Origin of the sequence: Streptomyces sp. NPDC000075, assembly GCF_040301925.1 — a bacterium.
Lineage (GTDB): Bacteria > Actinomycetota > Actinomycetes > Streptomycetales > Streptomycetaceae > Streptomyces > Streptomyces polychromogenes.
Genome location: NZ_JBEPFL010000008.1, coordinates 171,650 through 195,218, shown reverse-complemented (window position 1 = coordinate 195,218; position 23,569 = coordinate 171,650). Strand labels below are relative to the sequence as shown.

The following is a 23,569-nucleotide window of genomic DNA, read 5'->3' as shown; positions in this document are numbered from 1 at the left end:
GAGCATCAGCGACATCTTCCCCGAGCCGATGTAACGAGCGCGCACCCGGAAGGGCCGGGAGCGGTGGCCGCCCCATCGCTCCCGGCCCGGTGGCGCCGCGCGGCTAGGGCCTGTCGTCAAACTCCCGTCGTTGCCCGGAGGGCGGCCCCGCGGCGTCTGGTGCGTGCTCTCGGTGTGCCGGGCGGAAGCCCGCGTACTGGACGTACTTGGCTTTCGCCCGGTGCGGCGAGAGCGCGTGCCAGGCGTCGTGGGGCAGACGGGAGTTTGACTACAGGCCCTACGACGCCGCGAGGAACTCGCGCAGGTCGACGACCGTGTAGCCCTCCTCCACGACGGCGTCGATGATCCGCGGCAGGGCCTGGGCGTCGAGCACCACCCCGTCGCCCGCGCTGCTCCCGACGTGCATCTGCAGGACGGCCCCGGGCCCCAGAGAGCCGATCGCCCTGCGTACGACCAGGTCCACGGTCATGCCTCCGTCCGGCCCCAGGTAGCCGTTCGTGTCGTCGGTGAACTCGATGGCCGCGTAGCCCAGCTCGTTGACGTCCGCGACCGAATCCTCCGTCGTGGAGCTGTACGGGAACCGGAAGAACGGCAGGGGCTCCACCCCGGACGCCGTACGGATCGCCGTGTCCGCCCTGCGGACCTCCCGTGCCCGCTCCCGGGTGCTGAGGCCGTCGAAGTACGGGTGGCTGTACGAGTGGTTGCCCAGTCCGTGTCCGGCCTCGGCCATCGCCCGCACCGCCGCCGGACGGGCCTCGGCGTACCTGCCCGTGGGGAAGAACGTGGCGGGCGCCTTCCGCCGGCGCAGCTCCTCCAGGACCGCCGCGAGGCCGCTCTCGTCCCACGCGGCGTTGAAGGTGAGCGCCACCACCCTGCGGGACGTGGGCAGCCGCCGGATCTCCTGCCCGAGCAGCGAGGCCTGCGGCCGGGGACCCGCCACGACACCGGCCCTCCGGCCCGGCGCGGCCACGGCGTTCGAACCGGGCACCAGCCCTGCGGCCGGCAGCGCCGCCAGCACGGTACGTCGTCGCACATCCACCGGCCGCTCCCTCGCACACCACGCCACCCCGCGCGGCGCTCTCCCGAGTGTGCGAGAACACCACGAGGAAGTTCCGCGTAGCCGTGCCGGGCACCCGAGTGATCCCGCACGCCGACGGCTCTGCCGGAGAACCACGGGCCGGCGCCCCGCTCCAGGGACCACAGCTCCTCGGCCTGCACGACGGCCGGACGGTCCGTCAGGGCCGCGTGAGCGTGGGGGCGTCCCGGTCGGTGAGGAAATCGACGTGGTGCAACTCGCCCGGCGCCAACGGGCCGAGGCCGAGCAGGCAGTCGTCGAGCCGGACCTGCTGCCAGAACTCCGCTTCGCTCGCGGCGGTTCCGAAGACCGCCCACGGGGCACCGTACTTCGTCTGCGCCACCCACAACGCGAGCGTGCGGTGGCCGTCCCCGAACAGGTCCGGGCCGACCGGGTCCTCCTGCATCTCGGCGATCACACCCGACGTGTGCGGGTGCGCGCACACGGGCCGCAAGTGCCGCTGCTGCCACCAGGCGCGCAGGCGCTCGGCCGCCACGTCGGCGATGCGGTCGGCGGCGTCCAGGGCACCCTGGTCGGCGTTGGAGGCGGCCGGCCGCTCCACGCGCACGAGCAGCTCACGCCCGCACGGCTCGTGGCGGAACAGCCTGAAGATCGTGATCGGGGAACCCATGGTCCCATTGTGGCGTCCGCTCCGGCCGAGGAGCCAAAGCCAAAGCCAAAGCGACAGCCCGCGCGGCCACCGAGCCGGAGCGCATACCCTGCGCGGATGGATCGAATGCAACGGGCCGCCGGCGCGGTCGTCGGAGCGGCGGTGGGTGACGCCCTGGGCGGCCCCTTCGAGTTCGGTCCCCGGGGAGCCTTCTCCGCACGGTTCCCCGCGCCCGGTGGCGGCGGCGAGATGTGCGGGGGCGGTGGCTGGGACCCCGGCGAAGCCACGGACGACACACAGATGGCCGTCCTGGTCGGGGAGTCGCTGCTGGAGCGGGGCGGACTGGACCTGCCGGACGTCTTCGCCCGCTTCCAGCGGTGGGCGGCGTCAGAACCGAAGGACATCGGCCTGCAGACCGAGGACGTCCTCACCAACGGCATGCCCTGGGACCTCGCCGCCGCACTCCACTTCCAGATCAACCGGCGCGCGGCGGGAAACGGCTCCTTGATGCGGGCGTCGACCTCCGCGGTCTACTTCGCCGCCGCCGGCCGGGACGCCACGATGGACGCGGCCCGCCGCATCGCCGCCCTCACCCACGGCGACCCCGCGGCCTGGGAAGGCACCGCGATCTTCCACGAACTCATCCGCGTCACGCTCGAGGGCACCGCCCCCCTCACGGCGCTCCGGGACGTCCTGGCCCTCGTCCACCCGGACCACCGCGACCGCTATGCCACCGTCCTCGCGCCCGACTGGGAGCCCGACCGGGCGACCGAGTTCAACGGCGCCGTCTGGCCCTGCCTGGGCTCCGCCGTCTGGGCCCTGCGCACCACGGCCGGCTTCGAAGACGCGCTGCGCGCGGCGATCGACCTCGGCGGAGACACGGACACCGTCGCCGCGGTGACCGGAAGTCTCGCCGGGGCGTACTACGGGCTGGAGGCGATCCCCGCCCACTGGACACGGCCGCTCCACGTTCCCCTCCCCGGGTCCGGCGGACGCGTGCTGCAGCTGGCGGACCTGCTCCGCCTCGCACGACAGCTCGCGGAGCGGCGGCCGAGGGAACGGGAGCGGTAGGTTCCTCAGCCCGGCCCCGGCCCCGGCCCCGGCCCCGGCTCAGCGAAAAGCGGCGATGTTGCGGGCGACCCAGTCGCTGAAGGGCCGCGGCCCCCGGCCGAGGACCTGCTGAACGTCGGGGCTGATCCGCAGTTCGGCGGCGTTCGGAGCACCGATGATGTCCAGCGTGTCGTCCGCGAGCTCCGGCGGCACGAACGGGGTCATGGCGGCCTTGGCCTCCTCGCGGGTCAGTTCGTGGAACCGCACCGGCACTCCGAGCGCGGCCGCGATGGCTCCGGCCTGCCGGCGCGGCGTGACCCCCTCGGGCCCGGTCAGCTCGAAGACCCCGCCCGCATGCCGGTCGTCCAGCAGGCAGACCGCCGCGACCTCGGCGATGTCCGCCGGGTCCACGACCGGAACCCCCACATCGCCGAAGGGCGCGGCGACCGTCCCCCGCGTGCGCACGGACTCCGCCCAGGCCAAGGCGGATCACGTCGGACGGCCTGGCGTCAGGGGCGTGCAGGTCGCCGGAGAGCAGGAGGAAGACCGCCTCGGCCCCCTCCAGCACGGCGGCCAGACCCTGCGGCTCGGTCAGGTCGGCCGGCACGTGCCGGACCCCGTCCGGTACCGCCGCCGCGTGCCGCGACACCGCCGTCACCTCCACGCCCGCCTCGGCCAGGGCCCGCGTCAAGGGCCGGCCCACGTTCCCGGTAGCCCCGGTCACCACCATCATGTTCAGCATTCAGGGCATCAGCGAGAAGATGCTCGGGCCGACGACCCCACCCCAGGTCACCTATGGGCTGACCGAGTTCGGCCAGGACGTCGCCGAGCCCCTGACGGACCTGTTCGACCGGATCACCCGGCGGCTGCCGCCCGACCGGCGCCCGCCGCGCGACGGCTGAGCTCGGCGGATCGGCATGCCCCACCGGGACGGCACGTGACCGGATCATCGTGATTGGCCGAATGTGCGCGCTGGCGCGAACCCCCTCACCTCAGGAAGATGTCCTGCGGCCGCACGGGCCGGTCTGGAGGGCGGGGGACTAATGAGAACACTCCGGCGGGGTGTACGGGACAGGTGGGTCCGGGGGTGTGCGCGGGGTGCGGTCGCGGTGGCGCTGACGTGCACCGGGGTCGCGGTGGCCCCCACGGCGGCGGCGCAGACCACGGCCGTGTGCTCCACGGACACCGGCGCCAGGGGCCTGGCGAGTTCGCCGGTGGCCGGCACGTTGCTGTCGGTGGAGCGTGCGGATGGCCGGACCGCGCAGTTCCAGCTCTTCTACGACGCCACCGCGACGGGGGGCCTGCCCTTCGTCTGGCATCGTGAGCAGAACGGCCCCGGCGGCGCGTACGGGGCGTGGCAGCGGGTGAGCGCGGCGACCGTGGGTCCGAAGAGTTACGCCGTGACGGCGATCGAGAACTCGGCGGGCAAGCTGGAACTGCTCTTCTCCACCTACGGTTCGTTCTGCCACACGGTGGAGGACGCCGGCGCCGCCGGCGGCTGGAGCGCGGTGGACCCCTTCGGCCTCGCCCCGACCCCGTACCACGGCGGTGTCGTGCTGTTCAAGGAGCGGGACGGCAGTATCGACGCCTTCGCCTCCGGGGCGTACGGGGCCGGCTCGATGGAACTGCGCCATCAGCAGGACGCGTCCGCCGGCTGGGGTCCGGTCCAGTCCATGGGCGTGGTGCCGGACGCGGGCGTGGGCCTGAGCCAGCCCAGCACGGTCGAGCAACTGCCCGACGGCAGGCTGCACGTGACGGCACGGGAGTGGAACAGGGACCGCACGTGGGAGATCCGGCAATCGGCACCGGGCGGCGGCTGGGGTCCCTGGCAGCTGACCTCCCCGTGACGCGGCCGTAGGTGAACGCACCGGCCGTGGGCGCGGGGCCTCACCCGTGGACGGTGTCGTCGGTGCTCGCGCCGAACGGGCCGCGGGGAAGCAGCCGGTCCAGCCACTTCGGCAGCCACCAGTTGGCCCGGCCGAGGAGCGTCATGGTCGCCGGTACCAGCACCATGCGTACGACCGTGGCGTCGATGAGGATCGCGGTGGCCAGGCCGAGCCCGAACATCTTGCTGGAGGGGTCGTCGGCGACGGCGAAGGACAGGAAGACCGCCACCATGATGAGGGCGGCCGAGGTGATGATCCGGGCGGTGCGTGAGACGCCCTCGACGATCGCCGTGCGGTTGTCGCCGGTGCGCAGGTACTCCTCGCGTACCCGGGAGAGGAGGAACACCTCGTAGTCCATGGACAGGCCGAACAGGATGGCGAAGAGGAACATCGGGATGAACGACACAATCGGAACCGTCGCCTCCAGCCCGATGAGTGCGCCTCCCCAGCCCCACTGGAAGACCGCGACCATGATGCCGTAGGCCGCGCCGATGCTCAGCAGATTCAGCAGTACCGCCTTGAGCGGTACGAGTACCGAGCGGAAGACCAGCATCAGCAGCAGGAACGACATCGCCAGCACGGCGGTGACGAACGCCGGCAGGCGCCGGCTGGTGCGCCGGCCCACGTCGGACAGGCTCGCGGCGGCGCCGCCGACGTGGGCCCTGGCCGGACCGTGCCCGACCGCCGTGGGCAGCACGCCGGTGCGCAGCCGGGCGATGGTGCCGGCCGTGGCCTTGTCCTGAGGACCGGTGGTCGGGAACACCACCAGGGTCGCGATGCCGGTGGCCGGATCGACGTACGCCGGCGCGACGGACGCGATGCCCGGATCCGCCGCGACCGCCCCGACGAGCCGGTCCAGCACTCCCGGATCACCGGCGGGGTCGGCGGCGATGACGAGGGGACCGTTGGTGCCCGGGCCGAACCCCTCCGCGACGAGGTCGTAGGCGCGGCGCTCGGTACGGCTCGGGGGCAGTGAGCCGTCGTCGGGCAGGCCGACGCGCAACCCGAGCACGGGCAGCGTCGCGGTCAGCAGCAGCCCCGCCGCGCCGATCGCGTACGGCACCGGGTGCCGGCTGACGTGCCCGATCCAGCGCCGCCAGCCGACGGCGGGAGCCGCGCCCGCCTCAGTGTCCCGCCGCCGTGCCAGTCGGCCCGGCTTCCCGCTCCGCAGCGCCCGGACGATCCGGCCGGCCCGGGCAAGGCGCGCGCCGGCCGCGCCGAGGAAGGCCGGCAGAAGCGTCACCGACGCGAGCACCATGGTCAGGACGACGATCGAGACGGCGAGCCCGCCCACCGTCATGAACGGCACGTTCGCGACCGCCATGCCGAGGATCGACACGACGACGGTGCCACCGGCGAAGACCACCGGCCGCCCCGCCGTGGCCACCGCCCGCCCCGCCGCCTCGTGGGGATCGAGCCCGCACGCGAGGTACTCCCGGTGCCTGGCGAGTACGAACAGCGCGTAGTCGATGCCCACTCCGAGCCCGACCATGCTGCCCAGGACGGGAGCGAAGGTCGGGACGTCCGTCACCCCCGCCAGTACCGTCATCGTGGCGACCCCGACGGTCAGCCCGAAGACCGCCATGCCGATCGGCAGCGCGGCGGCGACGAGCGAACCGAACGCCAGGAACAGGATCGCGGCCGCGGCGAGGAGGCCGATCAGCTCGCTCACGCCGCCGTCGGGGTCGGAGAACGCGTAGAAGAGGCTCCCGCCCATCTCGACGCGCAGGGGCAGTTCGGCGCGCAGCCGGTCACCGAGATCGACAAGGGCCTTGAGGTCCTCGGCCGACAGCCGGCTCTGGTCGGGATACTGCACCCGGACGACCGCGATCCGTCCGTCGGCCGAGACCAGGCCGCCGCGCACGGCGGTGTCCCCGCCGGCGTCGAGTGCCCCCGCCGGGTCGCTCGTGCCGAGCACGTGCGGCAGCCGCTGCACCTCGGTCCGCAGCCGCGTGAGAGCCGTGCGCGCGCCGTCGTCGTCGAAGAACGTCGCACCGCCGTCGCGGGGGGTGACGACCACTTGGGCGGTCATCCCCTCCTGGCCGGTGTCGGCCCGCTCGATCAATTCCGCGGCCCGCTGGGAGTCGAGTCCCGGAGCGGTCATCGAGTCCGAGGTCCGCCCGCCGAAGGCGACGGCGGCGAGGACGGCGAGCGTGGCGGCGACCAGCCATGCCGCGATCACCCGCCGGGGATGGCGGGCGGCGCCTGCGCCCAGGCGCAACAGGGCTTTCGAGAGCATCGGGTCCTCCAACCACCTTGTCGGCCGTCCTTGTACGGCCACCGGTGCCGAGACTCGTCGCCACGGCGCTCCGCGGCATCGGCCCGTGGGCCGCGGATCCGTCGGCCCCAAGTCGGAGTGACGACCCGTCCTTTCGGCCGATGCGCGGCACGGCGCGGTCCCTAGGCTGAGTACGTGCTGCGAGAAGACCTGCGAACCCTCTGGACCGAACCCCAGCCGCCCGACGCGCCCGCGCGGGTGTGGCGGGACTGGGCGCTGCTCGCCGCCGGCCTTGCCGGTGTGGCGCTGGAGGCCATCCTGCGCGAGAACGTCGTGTGGCGGCCGGTGGCGGTGGTGTTCGCCGTATGGCTGTGCCTGCTGCCCCTGTGGCGCCGCACCCGCCCGCTGGCGACGGTGACCCTGGCGTTCGGCTCGGTGCTCCTGCTTGCGGTGGCCCCGCTCGTCGCCGCACCCCGCGAGCCCGTCGGCCTGTACACCGCCGGCGCGGTCGTGCTCCTGCTGGTGTACGCGCTGCCCCGGTGGGGATCGGGACGCGAGATCGTGCTGGGCGTCACGGTGATCCTCGCGGTCGGCACGCTGTGTGTCCTCATGGACGACACCCCGGTCGTCGAAAAGGCCGTGGGCTTGGTCTTCCTGCTGCTGCCCGGCGTGGTCGGGGCTGCCGTGCGGTTCCGGGGGACCGCTCGCGAGCGGCAGCTGGAGCAGGTGCGCTCCCGCGAGCGCGAGCAGCTCGCCCGGGAACTGCACGACACGGTGGCCCACCACGTGTCGGCCATGGTGATCATCGCCCAGGCGGGCCGGGTGCTCGCGGGCACCGACCCGTCCGCCGCCGTCGAGGCGCTGGAGGGGGTCGAGGAGGAAGGGGCGCGCACGCTGGAGGAGATGCGCGCCATGGTCGCGGCGCTGCGCGACCGCGGGGTCGGCGCCGAGCTGGCGCCCCCTGCCGGAGTCGCGGATCTGGAGCGGCTGGTGCGCATCCCCGGTGGGCGCCTCAGGGTCGGCCTGGAGCTCGACGGCGAACTGGACGCCCTGTCCCCGGCCGTGGACGCGGCCGTCTACCGGATCGTGCAGGAGTCGGTGACCAACGCGCTGCGCCATGCGGTCGACGCGACCGAGCTCGTCGTCCGGGTCGCCGCGCAACGGCACACGGTACGGGTGAGCGTGCGCGACGACGGCCGGCGCACCGGCCGGGGCCGCGACGGATACGGGCTCACCGGACTGCGCGAGCGCGCCACCCTGCTCGGCGGCACCCTACGAGCCGGACCGGGTACCGGTACCGACCGGGGCTGGCACGTCGAAGCCGAACTGCCGAGAGCGAGGAGCGAGAGCGGTGCCCGTACGCGTCCTCGTCGCTGACGACCAGACGATCATCCGCACCGGGTTGCGGATCATCCTGAACGCCCAGCCCGGCATCGAGGTGGTCGGCGAGGCCGCCGACGGGCGGGAAGCGGTCCGCCTGGCCCGCGAACTGCGCCCCGACGTCTGCCTGTTCGACATCCGCATGCCCGTACTCGACGGGCTCGAGGCCACCCGGCTGCTCGCCGGCCCGGGCGTCGCCGACCCGCTGGCCGTGGTCGTCATCACCACGTTCGACCTCGACGAGTACGTCTACGGCTCACTGCGCGCCGGCGCCCGCGGATTCCTCCTCAAGGACACGGGACCCGACCTTCTGGCGCAGGCCGTACGCTCGGCGTCCGACGGCGAGGCGCTCATCGCGCCCAGCGTCACCGTCCGTCTGCTCCAGGCATTCGCGGACCTGCCCGCCGGCCGGCCCGTGGCCCAGCCGGTCTCCCCCGTCACCGCCCGCGAGGAGCAGGTGCTCCTCGCCGTCGCGCGCGGGCTGACCAACACCGAGATCGCCGACGCACTCCACATCAGCCTCAGCACGGTGAAGACGCATCTGGCCAGCCTCATGGCCAAACTCGGCGCCCGCAACCGGGTCGAGATCGCGATGTGGGCCTACGAAACGCGCCGTATCCTCCCCGGAACCTGAGCCGGACGCCGGGCCGGGCCCCCGAGTCCGCCCGGGAGCGGGCCTCTTGTCCACCGGGTGGTGGACAACCGGTTCCACCGGTCGAGGCTGCCGGCCGTGGGGCGCCCGCGGCCAGCATTCCGTACATGAGAGATCTTCCCGTAGCCACCGCACGCTGGAGCGCCCGGCACCCCTGGCGCGCGATCGTCGCCTGGTTCCTGTTCGTCGCCCTCTGCCTGGGTACCGGCATCGCGCTCGGCGACCGCGCCGCGACCGCCGAGGACTTCCGGGTCGGCGAGGCGGGCCGGGCCGAGGCCATCGCCACGGACGGCGGTCTGCAACGCCGGCCCGTCGAACACGTCCTGATCCGCGCCCGGTCCGGCCCGCTGGACGGTGCCGCGGCCGATTCCGCGGCCCGTGACGTCCGGACCCGGATGGCGAAGCTGCCCGAGGTGGCCGAGGTGGGGCAGCCGGCGCGCTCCGCGGACGGCACCGCCCTGCGGATCCGTGTCGTCCTGCACGGCCCCGAGCTGGACGGCAGGAAGAACGTCGGCCCGCTGCTGGAGCAGACCGCGCAGACCGCCGCGACGCATCCCGGGGTGGTGGTGGAGGAGACCGGACCGCCCTCGATCAGCAAGGGCGTCAACGACCAGCGCGCCGAGGACCTCGCGCTCTCCGAACGCATCACGCTGCCGGTCACCGTCGTCACCCTCCTGCTCGTCTTCGGTTCCGTGGTGATGGCGGCGGTGCCGCTGGTCCTGGCGCTCACGTCGATCGCCGCCGCGCTCGGCCTGTCGATGGCCGTCTCGCACGTCCTGCCCGACGCGGGCGTCGGCACCAATCTGATCCTGCTCATCGGCCTCGCGGTCGGCGTCGACTACACCCTCTTCTACCTCAAGCGGGAACGCGAGGAACGGGTCCGGGCCGCCGGACGCCTCGGCCCCGAGGCCCTGGTGGAGCTGGCGGCGGCCACCGCCGGCCGGACGATCGTCACCTCCGGCCTCGCCGTGATCGCGTCGACCGCGACCCTCTACCTCGCCACGGACGTCATCTTCTCCTCGCTCGCCACCGGCACCATCCTGGTCGTCGCCGTGGCCATGGTCAGTTCGATCACCGTGCTGCCCGCCCTGCTGGTCAAGACCGGGCAGCGGGCGGAGCGGCGGGAGGGGAGGAGCACGCAGGCGACCGCGAAGGGCCGTCGCCCGTACGTCCTGAAAGGCAAGGGCAAGAGCGGGAACAGGGACGCCCACGGCAACGGCCGCATCCTGACGGCCCTCCTCGCCCCCGCCCGCAGGCACCCGGTGGTCACCCTCACCGCCTCCGTCCTGTTCCTGCTCGCGCTCGCCGCGCCCGCCCTCGGCATGAAGCTGGTGGACCCGGGCAAGGACACCTTCTCCCGCGCCCTCCCGGCCATGCGCGTCTACGACCGGCTCACCGCCGCCTTCCCCGAACTCCTCGTCGAACACGACGTGGTGGTACGCGCCGCTCCCGACCGGGCCGACGACGTCCGCCGGGCCCTGACCGAACTCGGCCGGCGCGCCCAGGCCGACCCGCTGTTCGCCGCCGACACCGCACCCCGGCTGCTCAGCTCCCCCGACCAGCGCGTCCACGTCCTCGTACTGGCCGTGCCCCACCACGCGCCCGCCCCCGAGGCCATCTCCTCGCTCGACCGGATCCGTACGGGCCTGCTGCCGGCCACCGTCGGCGCCCTTGACGGAGTGGAGAGTGCCGTCACCGGCGACGTCGCCCGCAGTCAGGACTACGTCGCCGACGAGCGCGCCACGCTTCCCCTGGTCGTCGGCGCCCTGCTCCTGCTGTCCTTCCTCACCATGGCCGTCGCGTTCCGCTCCGCGGTCGTCGCGCTCCTCGGCGTCCTGCTCAACCTGCTGTCCGCCGCAGCCGCGCTCGGCGCGCTCGTCCTGGTCTTCCAGGGCACCTGGGCCGAGGACCTGCTCCGCTTCGACTCGCTCGGCGCCATCGCCTCCCGCGTCCCCCTGTTCCTCCTCGTCATCCTCTTCGGCCTCTCCACGGACTACCAGATGTTCGTCATCAGCCGGATCAAGGAAGCCCGCGAAACGGGCCTGCCCACGCGCGAGGCGGTCCTCCACGGCCTCGGCGCCTCCGCGAAGGTGGTCACCGGCGCCGCCGTCGTGATGGTCACCGTCTTCAGCGCCTTCGTCGCACTGCACCTCACCGAGATGAAGCAGATGGGGTTCTGCCTGGCCCTCGCCGTCCTGCTCGACACGGTCGTCATCCGGCTGCTGATCCTCCCCGCCGCGCTCCTGCTCCTCGGCGAGCGCGCCTGGTGGCCCCGGCGTCCCGCCGCCGCGCCCCGCCCGGCGGCCGGCGCGGCGGGCGCCGAAGGAGGCGGCGCGGCAGGCGAGTTGACCTTCCCCGTACGCTGATGATCGTGATGCGACGACCGCAGCGTGGCGACCCGTACTGGATCTGGCTGCTGCACGGCTGGGAACTCCTCGGCTGGGCGATCACGGCCCTGCTCTGCGTGATCACCCTCTTCGCGGACGTGCCCGCCCCGCAGGCCTACGGGTCGCTCGCGCTGATGGCCGCGCTCGGCGCCGCGAACGTCCTGGTGCGCCGCCGGCGGGGGGACGCTCCGGTCCGGACCGGGTACGCCTACCTGGGGCTGCTGGTCGTCAGCCTCGGAGCGCTGTCCTGGATGCGCGACGGCTTCGGGGCCCTCTACTTCGTGCTCCTCCCGCAGTTCGTGGTCTACGCGAACGGTCCGCGCTCCGCGCTCGCCTCCAGCGGCCTCGCGGCGGTCGCGGTCAGCGCCGGCGGGACGCTGCGGGAAGGGTGGAGCGTGGCGGGCCTGGCCGGCAACTCGGTCTCCTCCATCGGCGTGTACGCCGTCAGCGCCGTGGCCGTCCTGGTCACGCCCAGGGCGCTGGAGCTGCGGGACGAACGGGCCCGGCTGCGCGCCCAGCTGGCCGACGCCCGGACCGAACTGGCCGAGGCGCAGAAGCGGCAGGGCGCGGCGGAGGAGCGCGAACGGATGGCCCGGGAGATCCACGACACGCTCGCCCAGGGCTTCGCCTCGATCATCGTCCTGGCGGAGGCGGCCCGCTCCGGGCTGGCCGCCGACCCGGAGCGCAGCACCCGGCAGTTGAGCTCCATCGAGCGGACGGCCCGCGAGAATCTGGCCGAGGCCCGGGTACTGGTCGGGTCCGGCCCGGCCGGCGGGACCGCCGCCGGCTCGGTGGCCGCGACCCTGCGCCGCACCCTCGACCGGTTCGCCGAGGACACCGGGCTGACGGTGGAGGCGGAGCTGGCCGAGGTGGACTGCGACCAGCCGACCCGCGTCGCGCTGCTGCGCTGCACGCAGGAGTCGCTGGCCAACGTCCGCAAGCACGCGGCGGCGTCCACGGTCTCCGTGGTCCTGGCCCGTCGGCCGGGCGCCATCGAGCTGGAGGTCACGGACGACGGCCGCGGGTTCGCCGTCGGCGCGTCCCGCGGCTTCGGGCTGAACGGGATGCGGCGCCGGCTGGAGGAGTTCGGCGGGGAGCTGACCGTCACCAGCTCGGCCGGGGACGGCACCCGCGTCCTGGTCCTCATACCGGCGTACGACGGGGAGACGATGTGAGCACAGCGGCTAAGGGCACCTCAGATGGCCGGGGCGGCGGCGCGGGCCGCCTGCGCGTGATCACGGCGGACGATCACACGGTGATGCGCGCCGGACTGGTCGCCCTGCTGTCCGCGGAGCCGAGTCTGGAGATCGTCGGCGAGGCGGCGGACGGCGCCGCCGCCGTCGCACTCGTCGCCCGCCTCCAGCCCGACGTGGCTCTCCTCGACCTGCGCATGCCCGTACTGGACGGGGTGGGCGCCACCGCCGCGATCACCGCCGCGCACCCGCGGACCCGGGTGCTGATCCTCACCACGTACGACACCGACACCGAGATCGAACGGGCGGTCGAGGCCGGCGCGACCGGTTACCTGCTCAAGGACGCCACCCGCGAGCAGCTCGTGGACGCCATCCACGCCGCGTCCCGTGGGGAGACGGTCCTCGCTCCGCGCGTGGCACAGCAGTTGGTCGCCCGGATGCGGCGGCCCGCGCGGGTGGCGCTCACCGCCCGCGAGAGCGAGGTGCTGCGCGCCGTCGCGGACGGGCTGTCCAACGCCGAGATCGGCAGACGGCTGTTCATCGGAGAGGCCACGGTCAAGACGCACCTGCTGCGGATCTTCGCCAAGCTCGACGTCGGCGACCGCACCCGCGCGGTGGTCGTCGCGATGGAGAACGGCCTTCTGGCACAAGGGTAGGAAGCCCGTCCGGGGCCCCGGAACCCTCGCCCGCCGCCAGGGCCGGAAGGTCGCGCGGGAGCCGGTCCCGGTGGTGGCGCGGACCATGCCGCCCGCCGGGCCCGGGGGATTGGGCGTACGGTACTGGTGTGATCATGACTGCACCAGGGACCGCGCTGCTGCTCGCCGCCGCTCCGGTCGGCAAGGGCCGGTTGATCGACGCCACCCGGGTTCTGCCCACCCTGGCGGCCTGTCCACCCGCGTCGCTGACCCGCACGAGCTCCGGGACCATCGTCGAACTCGCCGACCCGGTGGACCAGCAGACGGTCCTCACCCGCGTCCGCGCCGCCGCGGCCACTGAGGGCCCTCTGACGCTGATCCTCGCGGGCCAGCTCCACCTCGACACCAGGCAGCGCGCGATCCATCTGGCTCTCGCCCGCACGACGCCGGCCACCCTGCGCTACACCGGCCTGCCGTGGTCCTGGCTGGCGAGCGAGCTGAAGACCCGGCGCCCGGGCACGACGACCGTCCTGGTCGATCTGGTGGCGACGGCCGACACGTGGCAGAGCCTCCGCACGGAGGGGCTGACCCTCGGCCAGGGGATATCGCTCCACGGACGGATCACCCCTGCGCTGCCCCGAAACCGGGTCGCCGTCCCCGCCTACCTCCAGGCCGTGGCCGGTGTCTGGCGCAGCGGCCTGACCCCGCCGCTGGCCGAACTGCACGCGAAGGCCGCAGCCCACGTCGTCGACGACCGGGCGCTGCTCCTCGCGGTGGACCCCCTCGCGGCATCCGCCCCGGCACGCCCGGCCCCGGCTGCCCCCGCCACGAGCGCGGAGGAGGATCCCCTTCCGTCGATCCTCGCCGCCGCGCGGGCGGGGCGCCACGACCAGGCCGAGGCGCTCGCCGCGAGTTGGGAGGGCTGGACGGTGCGGACGTACGGTCCGGGATCCGCCCAGGCGACGCACTGGCTGGAGGTCCGCGCCGACCTCGCTCACCTCGCCGGCGACGCGGCGCGCAGCTGCGAGCTGTGGATGGCGGCGGCCGACGCGCGCCTCACCCGCCACCAGGCCCCGGACGCCCTGGAGGTCGAGGCCGCCGTGGACCGGGCCCACCACCAGTGGCAGGCCGTCCGGGACGCGGCGACGGCCCGGGCACTGGGACCCGGCCTGGTTTCGCTGCGCCGCCGGGTCCCCGGACAGCGGCCGGGCGCGACGGAAGCCGTACAGCGCCGGCTCGAACTGCTGCACACGATGCCGCAGGCGGCAGCGGGAGGCCGATGACCCCGGAGTGTGTACGCCGGGCCCCGCCGCGCCAGGGTGCGTCCCTCGCGGGGCGGGGTGAAGCTGGTGGTGACGTGTCGGTGTCGCTCGTCCCCCCCAGGAGCTGCCATGCGTACCCGGCTTCTCGGATTCACCGCCGCCCTCCTGCTGGCCGCTTTCGGAGCCGCCGTCCCCGTCGCGCAGGCCGTCGTACCGGCCGTCGTACCGGCCGTCACCGGACCGGAGTGCGTGGCGGACGGTGCCGGAAGGGTGGTGTACGACTCCGCTGCGGGCCTGTGGATGTGCACGGGCGGCCAGTACGACGGCAAGCCCATCACGACGACCTGAACGCGTTGACGGGCGGCAGTCGGCCTGAGGGCGCTGGGCAGCAGCTCGATCATCCGGGCGACCGCCGGCCCCGCCCCGGCCGCGGTGACCCGTGAACCGGGCCACCGCATCCGGTGGAGGGCATGCGGTTAGCCTCGCGGCACGGGAGCCCGTGCTTCCGCGCCGATGGAGGGGAACGTGGACCGCAACCGTGAAGTGATCGGGCCGGACGGGCTGATCGACCTGCTGGGCGACTGGAGTTCGGGTGACGGGCCGCTCTACCGGCGGCTCACCGAGGCGTTCGGCCGGGCCGTGCGGTCCGGGGACCTGCGCGCCGGCGACCGCCTGCCGTCCGAGCGGCGGCTCGCCGACGCCCTCTCGCTCAGCCGGGCGACGGTGGTCGCCGCCTTCGACGCACTGCGCGGGTCGGGCCTGGTCGAGACGCGCCGGGGCAGCGGCACACGGGTGTCGGCAGCGGCGGCCGGCCGCCGGGTGCCGGTGGACGGGCGCGTGCGCGGGGGTCGGGCCACCGCCGTGGTCCAGCGGCTGATCACGCGACCGCCGGACCTGATCTCGCTGGGGCGGGCGGCCGAGGGCGGCGGTCCGGATCTGGGCCGGGCCCTGCTCGACCTGGTACGGGAGGACCTGCCCGGGCTGCTCCGCGACGCGGGCTACCACCCCGCCGGGCTGCCCGCGCTGCGGGAGGCGGTCGCCGCCCACCACACCCGGCACGGACTGCCGACCGTGCCCGAGCAGGTGGTGGTGACCACGGGCGCCACCCAGGCCGTCGCCCTGAGCGCCCAGCTGTACCTCGGGCGCGGGTCCACCGCCCTGGTGGAATCACCGGGATGGCCGGGCTGCCTGGACGTCTTCAGAGCCGCCGGCGCCCGGCTGGTCGGCGTCCCCGTCGACTCCGACGGGGTCCGCATCGACCGGCTCGCCACCGCGCTCGCCGTACAACGGCCCGCGCTGCTCTACCTCATGCCGACCTACCACAACCCCACGGGCGTCCTGATGTCCGCCGGACGCCGTCGCCGGGTGGCCGAGCTCGCCGCCGAACACGGCGTCCCCGTCCTGGAGGACAGCGCCCACGAGGCGGCCCTCGCCCCCGGCGAGGTTCCCCCGCCGATCGCCGCGCACTCGGCCCGGGGAACCGTGCTGACCGTGGGTTCGCTGACCAAGGCCGTGTGGGGCGGTCTGCGGATCGGCTGGATCCGCGCACCCCGGGACGTCGTGGCCCGCCTGGCACGGCTCAAGGCACTCGGCGACCTCGGCAGCCCGCTCCTGGACCAGGCCCTCGCCGCCCGGCTGCTCCCCGCGCTCCCGGCCCTCGCCCCCGAGCGGGCCCGCCTCCGCCGCGAGCAGCTCGCCACCATGACCCGGCTCCTCGGCGACCGGCTTCCGCAGTGGAGCTGGCAGGAACCGCGCGGCGGTTCCGCCCTGTGGATCCGGCTGCCCCCGGGCACGGACGCCCGCGTCTACGCCCAGGTGGCGCTGCGTCACGGAGCGGAGGTCATTCCGGGCGACGCCATGGATCCGACGGGCGCCCACGACGACCACATCCGCCTCCCCTGTGCCTTCCCGGCGCAGACCTCGGCGGAACTGGTCGACCGCCTGTCGGCCGCCTGGTCCGCACGGTCCCGCAGCGGGGCCGCGAACGGCTGAGGGCCGACCTCCGGCCCCGAGCGGCCTCGGGGCGGGCCTCGGGCCGGGGGTTCACGGGGTGGGTACGAAGGCCCCCGCGCGGGCCGCCGCCACCGTGGCCCCGGCCGCCCGCCGGGCCGCCGCCTCGTCGAGCGGGGCGTCCGTCGTCAGCAGCCTGTAGTACAGGGGGGCTGAGACGGCGCGCACCACCTCGGCGGCGTCGGTGCCCACGGGCAACTCGCCCCGTGCGACGGCCTCCTGGACGCACGGCGCCCATTGCGCGACCCGGACCTCGTAGAAGCGGTGCAGGGCCTCGGCCGTCCGGGCGTCGCCCGTGGCGGCCGCGATGACGGCTTTGAACAGGGGGCCCTGGCGCGGGTCCGTCAGCGTGCGCCGGACGAGGTGGGCGTTGGCCAGCAGGTCCTCCTCCAGTGAGCCGGTGTCGGTACGCGGGAGGGACTGCTCGGCCATGTCCGTCAGCAGGTCGGCGACCAGACCGGCCACCGTGCCCCAGCGCCGGTACACGGTGGTCTTGCCGACCTCGGCCCGCCGGGCCACCTCGGCGAGGTCCAGGCCGTGGAAGCCCTGCTCGGCCAGCATGTCCCCGGCCGCCTCCAGCACGGCGGCCCGAACCCGGGCCGTCCGGCCCCCGGGGCGCACGGTCCCGGGCTCGGCCGCCCCGCCCCCCGCGCCCCCCGCGCCCCCTGCGTCCCCGACGTCCCGCGCGCCTTCGGCCGGCATCGGGGCATCACTCCACAACGTCATAACGGGTCCCTGGTTCCATTAATGGCGATCAACTGTTACGTTGGTCGCACCTTAACGGGTCTGCGATCCCGTTACCACTCGTGGGAGGAGTCCGTCATGGAATACAGGCAGCTCGGTGCGTCCGGCTTGAAGGTTCCCGTCCTCGGCTTCGGCGCCGGCACCTTCGGCGGCCGGGGACCGGTCTTCGGCGCCTGGGGCAGCACGGACGCCCGGGAGGCGCGCCGGCTCGTCGACATCTGCCTCGACGCCGGCATCACCCTCTTCGACACCGCCGACGTGTATTCGGCGGGCGCCTCGGAGGAGGTCCTCGGCCAGGCCGTCAAGGGCCGCCGCGACCAGGTGCTCATCTCCACCAAGGCGGGGCTGCCGACCGGTGACGGCCCCGGCGACTACGGCACCTCACGCTCCCGCCTCATCGCGGCGGTCGAGGACGCCCTGCGCCGCCTCGGCACCGACCGCATCGACCTCTTCCAGCTCCACGGGTTCGACGCCGCCACCCCCGTCGAGGAGGTGGTGTCCACCCTCGACGAGCTCGTCCGCTCCGGCAAGGTCCGCTACACCGGGGTCTCCAACTTCGCCGGCTGGCAGCTGATGAAGTCCCTCTCCGCCGCCGACCGGCACGGTTTCCCCCGCTACGCGGCCCACCAGGTCTACTACTCCCTCGTCGGCCGCGACTACGAGTGGGAGCTGATGCCCCTCGGCCGCGACCAGGGCGTCGGTGCGATCGTGTGGAGCCCCCTGGGCTGGGGCCGCCTCACCGGCAAGCTCCGCCGTGGCCGCCCGCTGCCCGCCGCGAGCCGGCTGCACGCCACCGCCGACTACGGCCCGCCGGTGGAGGACGCCCACCTCTACGACGTGGTCGACGCCCTTGACGAGGTCGCACAGGAGACGGGCCGGACCATCCCCCAGGTGGCCATCAACTGGCTGCTGCGCCGCCCGACCGTCTCCACCGTCCTCATCGGCGCGCGCGACGAGCAGCAGCTGCGGCAGAACATCGGCGCCGTCGGCTGGGAACTGACCCCCCTGCAGATGGCCCGCCTCGACGCCGCCAGCCACCGGCCGGCGCCGTACCCGTACTTCCCCTACGAGCGCCAGGAGGGCTTCGCCCGCCTCAACCCCCCGATGACCCCGGCCCCCCGCGACTGACCCTCCGGCCCCGGCGACCGCACGCGCGCCACTCCCACAGGCCGGCCGGGCCCCGCCCCTACCCGTACCAGAAGCGCTCCAGCGCCCCTTGCGTATAGGCGGCCGGGCTCACGCTCAGGTCCCCGGCGAAGGGACGGTCGAGGACGATGACGAGCAGCAGGGTGAAGCCGATCAGCCCGGAGACGGCCGCGACGAAGAGCAACTGCATCCGCATGCGCTTCATGCCGTACAGGAAGGTGAGCGGGATCAGAACCAGCGCGCCGCCGTAGGCGAGGGCCTGAAGCAGTACGGGGAGTTGGGTGGAGGCGGTGGAGATCCGGGCCCGGCGCTGCGAGGAGACGTCGTTGAGGCGGCTGACCATCTCGCCGTAGAAGGCCTGTTCCTTCGCGGTCTGGGGCTCGTAGGCCTGGAGGGCGTCGAACATCGCGCGCATCTGGGATTCCGTCGCGTCGAAGTCGCCCTGACCCTGTCGCATGCGGGGCCAGGACTCCTCCACGACGGCGCGGACGTAGTCGGAGACGGCCTGGTCGACCCTGGTCTGGGCCTCCTGGGGGAAGACGCGCGCGTCGCGGACGATCAACGCGAGATCGGTGGCCTCGGCGGAGACCACGGACTGCGTGGTCTCCAGCTGCGTCCACAGGGTGACCACGACGAAGGCGAGGATGATGCCGTAGATCGCGCCGAAGACCCCGAGGACCACGCCGACCATCTCGTTGTGCTCACCTCGGGCGAGCGAGGGATACCTGCGGCGCAGGAGGACGCTGCCGAGGAGGGAGAGGGCGACGATCCCGCCGACCACGATCAGTGCGAGGCTGAGGGTACTGAGGTGGTTGAGCATCCAGAGCGCCACGACCCCAGCGTTCTCCACATCTCACGCGCCCCGGGGGCGGCGCCCCGGGCAGCCACCCATGATCACTCGTCCGTGGCACGGCGTCGCCCGGGGCTGACCGCAGGCGGTCGAGTACGCCTGAGTGGTCCTCTCCTTCACGGTGACTCCACACCGATATCGCCTGGCGGATCGGTGCCCGGTCGGGCAGGGTGCCGGGTGATGAGCGATGAGTACGAGATGTCATACGCCCGCCCCGACTCCGTCGAGGGCCTGCTGCAACGGGGGCGTGGCCTGGGCGCGGTGCGGGCGCTGCGGGACCCGCGGCGATCCGCCGTGTTCGTGTATGAGGGGATCCGCCATGACCGGCGGTGGGACCAGACCGATGAACGGTCTCTGTACCTGGCGCGGCTGGCCGTTGATCTGGACCTGTCCCCGATGCCGGTCGTCGACCAGCTGGCGGGGGACGAGGAGGCCTGCCTGCGGGCCTGCGAGGTGCTGGAACTGCTCGCGCTCGCGGGATCGGCCGACGCCAGGGAAGGGCTCCGGGCGTACGTCCGCGAAGGCGAACACTGGGTCCTCGTACTGGAGTCGCTGTCAGCCGCCTGGCCGCCGGAGTGGTGGGAGGACCTCGATGAGGTGGCACGGGCCCGCATCGGTGCCGAAGCGGAGCTTCCCTGGTGCTCCGAGCCGTGGACGCGGTTCGGCATCGAGGTCCAGACCCGTCCGTGCGTGACGCGGCCCTCACTGGCCGGGCTCAGCACCGCGGAACTCCTCGCTCTGCTCGCCGACACGCGCACGGAGGAGGCCATGAGGTTCGACGCGCTGCGAGCCCTCAAAGGCCGAGAGCCTGCCGAGGGGCTCATCCCGCTGGTTCCCTCGCTGGGCACGTCGGACGGCCGCCGGCCCTTGCCCCTGCTCAGGCGGAACGTGGAGCGCCTGGGCGCCCTCGCTGTGCCGGCCGCGCACGGCTGGGCACAGGAGGGCCCACCCTGTCTCGCCCAGCTGGGTGCGGACGTCCTGGCCGACCATGCGGGCCCCGAGGTTCTGCCGGGGCTCGTCAACGAGCTGGCGGAACAGTGGACAGCGAGGGCGTGGTGCGGCCCCGACCGGACGGCCCGGCGCCTGGCCAGGTTCGGACCCGCCGCGGCCGGGGCGGTCCCCTACCTGCGGTCCTTCTGGCTGCACACCCCGCACTCGTATGAGCGGGCCGCGTACCTGGAGGCACTCGCCGCGATCGACGGAGACGGCCTGGAGCACGTGTACGCCGAGGCCCTCTGGGACTGTGAGGAAACGACCCGGCTGCTGGGGATCACCTCGGCACCCGCGAGCCCGGACACCCTCGACCGGATCGCCGTACTGCGCGACGATCCGATGGAGACGGCCGAGGTGAGAGCCGCGGCCCGAGCCCGGCTGACGGCCCCGACCGGCCAGCTGCCCTGACAGCTCGGGAATCGTCGTCGCCGGAGAAGGTGGCGGAGTCCGCCGCGTGGGCGTCCAACGCGTCCTCGACCGGCGGGATCGTGACCGTTTCGGCGGCCTCGGTCCCAGCGGTCTCCGTCCAGGAGAAGCGGAGGGCGGCTCCCGACGGCGCGGAGGCGTGACGAACCGTAGGGGTTCAGGGGCCTTCGAGGCCGCTGCACGGCGGTGAGTAGTCCAGATAGGGCAGGTACGAGGCCCACTGCGCGCGCGTGATCCGCGGGCCGGTGTGCGCGCAGGCCCCGGCGAGGGCTCCGTCGAGGTCGGTCGCGGCCAGCCGGAGCGTGCTGTCGTAGCCGCCCGAGGCCAGAACGGTCCCGTCGGGGGAGAAGGCGACGGAGCCGACGGCGGTGACGTGGCCGGTCAGGGTGGCGAGCGGGGCGGGGCGGGAACCGCGGGCCACGCCCCACAGCCGGACCGTCCGGTCGTCGCTCGCGCTGGCGAGGATGCGCCCGTCCGGGCCGAAGGCCACCGCGCCCACGACGTCGGTGTGCCCGGTCAGGGTGGCGAGCGGAACGGGTCCGCGCGGTTCGGCCAGGTCCCACAGGCGGATCGGGGTCCGGCCGCCGGAGGCGGTGGCGAGGGTGCGGCCGTCGGGGGCGAACGCCACGGAGAACACGGCGGTGTCGTGCCCGCCGACGACCGCCAGCGGCCGGGGCCGGGTGCGGTCGCCGACGTCGGTCAGCCGGACGGTGGTGTCCTCGCCGCCGGTGGCGAGGGTCCGGCCGTCCGGGCTGAAGGCCACGGCGCGGACGGCGTCCCGGTGTCCGGGGACCGCCGCCGTCTCGGCGGGACCGGCGGGGTCGGTGACGTCCCACAGGCGGACGCCGCCGCCCGCACCGGCGGTGGCCAGGGTGCGGCCGTCGGGGCTGAAGGCGAGGGCGCGTACGTCGGTCTCCCGCGCGGGCAGCACGGCCGCGACGCCGGGGTGGGCGGGGTCGGTGACGTCCCAGAGCCGGACCGCGCCGTCGGACGCGGCCGTGGCCAGGGTGTGCCCGTCAGGGCGGTAGGCGAGGGCGCGCAGGGGGGCACCCTCGCCGCCGAGGGTGGCCACGGGGTCGGGCCGGCCGACGTCCCGGGTCCGCCACAGCCGGGCGGTGCGGTCCCCGCTCGCGGTGGCGAGCTGGCGGCCGTCCGGGCGGTAGGCGACGGCGACGACCTCCTTGGCGTGCGCGGGCAGCGAGGTCATCAGCGCGGACAGCAGGCCGTCGCGGGTCCGGGGCGTCGGCGAGAGCCGGTAGGCCGTCAGGCCCAGCTGTACCGCGAGGCCCGGTTCGGCCGCGGCCACGCCGGCGGAGGTCTCGGCGAGGTTCCGGGCGACCGCGTCGTTGCGCTGGCGGGTGACCTCGTCCTCGGCCCGTACGGCGCTGCCCGTGGCGACGGCGGCCACCACGACGAGGCAGGCGAGCGCGCCGACCAGCAGCCGCAGCCGGCGGGTGCGGCGCCGGGCCCGGTCCCCGGCGGCGGCCTCGGCGGCGGTGCCCGCGGCCAGGAACTCCGCTTCGGCGGCGGTCAGGACCGGGCCCCCGCCGGCGGTGAGCTCGCGGGCCAGGGCGAGCGGGGCACCGCGCAGCAGGGCCCCCGGGTCACGGCCCACGGCCTCCCAGGCGCGGGTGGCGTCGCCGAGCTGGCGGTGGCGGCGCAGCCGTTCGCGGTCGTCGGTGAGCCAGCCGCGCAGCCGGGGCCAGGCCCGGATGAGGGCCTCGTGGGTGAGTTCCACGGCACCGTCGCCGAGGGTGAGCAGGCGCAGGGATGCGGCCCGGGCGAGGACGGTGTGGGTGTCGGCGTCCTCGCCCAGTTCGGCCCGGTCGACGGGCCGCTTGGTGTCCTCGGTGCCCTCGCCGAGGGCGATGAGGTGGACGAAGACCTGCCGGGCCAGGCCCTGCTGGGAGGCGGAGAGGGAGTCGTACAGGGCTTCGGCGGACTGGGCGAGGGCTCCCTCGAACCCGCCGGCGGCGTGGAACCCGTCCAGGGTGAGGGCCGCGCCCCGGCGGCGCCGCCAGGTCTCCAGCAGGGAGTGGGAGAGCAGGGGCAGGACACCGATCTGGCCGTGCGCGTGGGCGACGAGGGTGGCCTGGAGGCTCCCCTCGACGGTGAGTCCGGTCCGGCGGGCGGGTTCCACGACGGCCCGGCGCAGTTCGGCGGCGCTCATCGGGCCGACGACGACCTGGGCTTCGCGGAGCACGTCGACGAGTTCGGGGTGGCGGGTGCAGTGGGCGTAGAAGTCGGCGCGCACGCCGAGGACCACCCGGCAGCCGGAACCGGGACGGCGGGCGGCGCCGATGAGTTCGGTGACGAACCGGGAGCGCTCGTCGGGGTCGGCGCAGACGGTGAAGACCTCCTCGAACTGGTCCACGACAACCACCCGTTCGGCCGTACCGGGGCCGGCGGCGGCGCCGGCGGCGAGGTCGGTGCCGGGCTCGGTGCCGGGCTCGGGGCGCGCGGCGAAGGCCCGGCGGGCACGGTCCAGGGGGTGCGGGCCCGGGGTGAGGACGGTGACGACGCGGGCCGGGGTGTCGGCGTGCAGCCGGGGCAGCAGGCCCGCGTGCAGGAGGGAGGACTTGCCGGCCCCGGAGGCGCCGACGAGGGCGACCACCCGGTGCCGGGTCAGGGCGTCGAAGAGGTCCTCCACGAGACGTTCGCGGCCGAAGAAGAGGGACGCGTCCTCGGTCCGGAAGGGCGCGAGGCCGACGTACGGGACCCCCTGTGCGGCCGGCGACCCCGGTGCGGCGGCCCCGGCGGGCCCCGGGCCGGCTCCGTCCGCCGCGAGTTCCACGGCCACCGCGTGCCAGCGGCGTTCCCACGCGGCCGCGTTCCCGCCGCAGGCGCGGACATAGGCGAGGGTCACGTCCAGGCTGGGCAGCCGGCGCCCGGCGGCGGCGCCGGACAGGGTGGCGACGGAGTAGTGGGCGCGCTCGGCCAGGTCGCGGTAAGGGGGCGAGCCGGCCTCGTGACGCAGCCGGCGCAAGGCGGTGGCGAACTCCAGCAGAGGCCCGTCCTCCCCTTCCAGCGGACGTTCCCTGCGTGCCATGCC

18 protein-coding genes and 2 pseudogenes are annotated in these 23,569 nt (G+C 74.4%); 13 read left to right on the top strand and 7 right to left on the bottom strand.

All coding sequences use genetic code 11. The features are described 5' to 3' along the window. Window positions 1–277: 277 nt before the first annotated feature. Complete coding sequence (locus ABT403_RS12780) at window positions 278–1,039, bottom strand: polysaccharide deacetylase family protein (RefSeq protein ID WP_344158625.1); 762 nt, start codon at window positions 1,037–1,039, stop codon at window positions 278–280. Between the two features lie 196 nt (window positions 1,040–1,235). Continuing rightward, window positions 1,236–1,706 (bottom strand): hypothetical protein, encoded by a 471-nt coding sequence (locus tag ABT403_RS12775; RefSeq protein ID WP_344158627.1) that lies wholly within the window; start codon window positions 1,704–1,706, stop codon window positions 1,236–1,238. A 96-nt stretch (window positions 1,707–1,802) separates the two neighbouring features. Here ABT403_RS12775 and ABT403_RS12770 point away from each other — a divergent pair, with 96 nt between their 5' ends. Further along, window positions 1,803–2,756, top strand: coding sequence for an ADP-ribosylglycohydrolase family protein (locus tag ABT403_RS12770; protein WP_344158629.1), 954 nt, complete (start codon window positions 1,803–1,805; stop codon window positions 2,754–2,756). Window positions 2,757–2,795: 39 nt separating this feature from the next. On the opposite strand, the pseudogene ABT403_RS12765 reads toward ABT403_RS12770, so the two are convergent. Beyond that, window positions 2,796–3,468, bottom strand: a pseudogene (locus tag ABT403_RS12765) (SDR family oxidoreductase). A gap of 4 nt (window positions 3,469–3,472) precedes the next feature. Here ABT403_RS12765 and ABT403_RS12760 point away from each other — a divergent pair. Then, window positions 3,473–3,637 (top strand): annotated as a pseudogene (locus ABT403_RS12760) (winged helix-turn-helix transcriptional regulator); the annotation flags it as partial. 207 nt (window positions 3,638–3,844) lie between these two features. After that, window positions 3,845–4,582 (top strand): DUF8189 domain-containing protein, encoded by a 738-nt coding sequence (locus tag ABT403_RS12755; RefSeq protein ID WP_344158631.1) that lies wholly within the window; start codon window positions 3,845–3,847, stop codon window positions 4,580–4,582. Window positions 4,583–4,622: 40 nt separating this feature from the next. Here the strand turns inward: ABT403_RS12755 and ABT403_RS12750 are convergent, their stop codons facing one another. After that, on the bottom strand, window positions 4,623–6,860 hold the full coding sequence (locus ABT403_RS12750) for an MMPL family transporter (RefSeq protein ID WP_344158633.1): 2,238 nt from the start codon (window positions 6,858–6,860) through the stop codon (window positions 4,623–4,625). Window positions 6,861–7,034: 174 nt separating this feature from the next. On the opposite strand from ABT403_RS12750, the gene ABT403_RS12745 reads away from it, so the two are divergent. The 8 genes from ABT403_RS12745 to ABT403_RS12710 all read left to right on the top strand — a co-directional run bounded on the left by ABT403_RS12745 (window position 7,035) and on the right by ABT403_RS12710 (window position 16,340). Further along, window positions 7,035–8,216: a sensor histidine kinase gene (locus ABT403_RS12745; RefSeq protein ID WP_344158635.1), complete on the top strand. Its 1,182-nt coding sequence runs from the start codon at window positions 7,035–7,037 to the stop codon at window positions 8,214–8,216. Continuing rightward, on the top strand, window positions 8,191–8,853 hold the full coding sequence (locus ABT403_RS12740; RefSeq protein WP_344158637.1) for a response regulator: 663 nt from the start codon (window positions 8,191–8,193) through the stop codon (window positions 8,851–8,853). The genes ABT403_RS12745 and ABT403_RS12740 overlap by 26 nt, the downstream gene beginning before the upstream one ends. Window positions 8,854–8,978: 125 nt before the next feature. Next, on the top strand, window positions 8,979–11,237 hold the full coding sequence (locus tag ABT403_RS12735; RefSeq protein WP_344158639.1) for an MMPL family transporter: 2,259 nt from the start codon (window positions 8,979–8,981) through the stop codon (window positions 11,235–11,237). A 5-nt stretch (window positions 11,238–11,242) separates the two neighbouring features. Further along, window positions 11,243–12,433, top strand: a complete 1,191-nt coding sequence (locus tag ABT403_RS12730) for a sensor histidine kinase (RefSeq protein ID WP_344158641.1) — start codon at window positions 11,243–11,245, stop codon at window positions 12,431–12,433. An 83-nt stretch (window positions 12,434–12,516) separates the two neighbouring features. Then, window positions 12,517–13,107, top strand: coding sequence for a response regulator (locus tag ABT403_RS12725; protein WP_425580195.1), 591 nt, complete (start codon window positions 12,517–12,519; stop codon window positions 13,105–13,107). A 134-nt stretch (window positions 13,108–13,241) separates the two neighbouring features. After that, a complete protein-coding gene (locus tag ABT403_RS12720; protein ID WP_344158645.1) occupies window positions 13,242–14,369 on the top strand; it encodes a hypothetical protein in 1,128 nt (375 codons plus the stop codon). 108 nt (window positions 14,370–14,477) lie between these two features. Next, the gene (locus tag ABT403_RS12715; RefSeq protein WP_344158647.1) at window positions 14,478–14,696 is read left to right on the top strand and encodes a hypothetical protein; all 219 of its coding nucleotides are present in this window, start codon (window positions 14,478–14,480) and stop codon (window positions 14,694–14,696) included. Window positions 14,697–14,873: 177 nt separating this feature from the next. Beyond that, window positions 14,874–16,340 (top strand): aminotransferase-like domain-containing protein, encoded by a 1,467-nt coding sequence (locus ABT403_RS12710; RefSeq protein WP_344158649.1) that lies wholly within the window; start codon window positions 14,874–14,876, stop codon window positions 16,338–16,340. A 51-nt stretch (window positions 16,341–16,391) separates the two neighbouring features. Here ABT403_RS12710 and ABT403_RS12705 read toward each other — a convergent pair whose 3' ends face one another. Beyond that, window positions 16,392–17,060 (bottom strand): TetR/AcrR family transcriptional regulator, encoded by a 669-nt coding sequence (locus ABT403_RS12705; RefSeq protein WP_344158651.1) that lies wholly within the window; start codon window positions 17,058–17,060, stop codon window positions 16,392–16,394. 120 nt (window positions 17,061–17,180) lie between these two features. On the opposite strand from ABT403_RS12705, the gene ABT403_RS12700 reads away from it, so the two are divergent. Beyond that, window positions 17,181–18,230, top strand: a complete 1,050-nt coding sequence (locus ABT403_RS12700) for an aldo/keto reductase (RefSeq protein ID WP_344158653.1) — start codon at window positions 17,181–17,183, stop codon at window positions 18,228–18,230. Between the two features lie 58 nt (window positions 18,231–18,288). Here the strand turns inward: ABT403_RS12700 and ABT403_RS12695 are convergent, their stop codons facing one another. After that, a complete protein-coding gene (locus ABT403_RS12695) occupies window positions 18,289–19,080 on the bottom strand; it encodes a bestrophin-like domain (RefSeq protein WP_344158655.1) in 792 nt (263 codons plus the stop codon). A 198-nt stretch (window positions 19,081–19,278) separates the two neighbouring features. Here ABT403_RS12695 and ABT403_RS12690 point away from each other — a divergent pair, with 198 nt between their 5' ends. Beyond that, entirely contained in the window at window positions 19,279–20,499 is a 1,221-nt protein-coding gene (locus tag ABT403_RS12690) for a hypothetical protein (protein ID WP_344158657.1), read from the top strand. A gap of 175 nt (window positions 20,500–20,674) precedes the next feature. Here the strand turns inward: ABT403_RS12690 and ABT403_RS12685 are convergent, their stop codons facing one another. Continuing rightward, window positions 20,675–23,566, bottom strand: coding sequence for an nSTAND1 domain-containing NTPase (locus ABT403_RS12685; RefSeq protein ID WP_344158659.1), 2,892 nt, complete (start codon window positions 23,564–23,566; stop codon window positions 20,675–20,677). Window positions 23,567–23,569 lie beyond the last annotated feature (3 nt).

Excerpts from the sequence above, each read along its gene's own strand:
- ABT403_RS12775 (WP_344158627.1), bottom strand. The coding sequence starts at position 1,706 with ATGGGTTCCCCGATCACGATCTTCAGGCTGTTCCGCCACGAGCCGTGC.
- ABT403_RS12770 (WP_344158629.1), top strand. The coding sequence starts at position 1,803 with ATGGATCGAATGCAACGGGCCGCCGGCGCGGTCGTCGGAGCGGCGGTG.
- ABT403_RS12750 (WP_344158633.1), bottom strand. The coding sequence starts at position 6,860 with ATGCTCTCGAAAGCCCTGTTGCGCCTGGGCGCAGGCGCCGCCCGCCAT.
- ABT403_RS12735 (WP_344158639.1), top strand. The coding sequence starts at position 8,979 with ATGAGAGATCTTCCCGTAGCCACCGCACGCTGGAGCGCCCGGCACCCC.
- ABT403_RS12725 (WP_425580195.1), top strand. The coding sequence starts at position 12,517 with ATGCGCGCCGGACTGGTCGCCCTGCTGTCCGCGGAGCCGAGTCTGGAG.
- ABT403_RS12720 (WP_344158645.1), top strand. The coding sequence starts at position 13,242 with ATGACTGCACCAGGGACCGCGCTGCTGCTCGCCGCCGCTCCGGTCGGC.
- ABT403_RS12715 (WP_344158647.1), top strand. The coding sequence starts at position 14,478 with ATGCGTACCCGGCTTCTCGGATTCACCGCCGCCCTCCTGCTGGCCGCT.
- ABT403_RS12705 (WP_344158651.1), bottom strand. The coding sequence starts at position 17,060 with ATGCCGGCCGAAGGCGCGCGGGACGTCGGGGACGCAGGGGGCGCGGGG.
- ABT403_RS12700 (WP_344158653.1), top strand. The coding sequence starts at position 17,181 with ATGGAATACAGGCAGCTCGGTGCGTCCGGCTTGAAGGTTCCCGTCCTC.
- ABT403_RS12690 (WP_344158657.1), top strand. The coding sequence starts at position 19,279 with ATGAGCGATGAGTACGAGATGTCATACGCCCGCCCCGACTCCGTCGAG.
- ABT403_RS12685 (WP_344158659.1), bottom strand. The coding sequence starts at position 23,566 with ATGGCACGCAGGGAACGTCCGCTGGAAGGGGAGGACGGGCCTCTGCTG.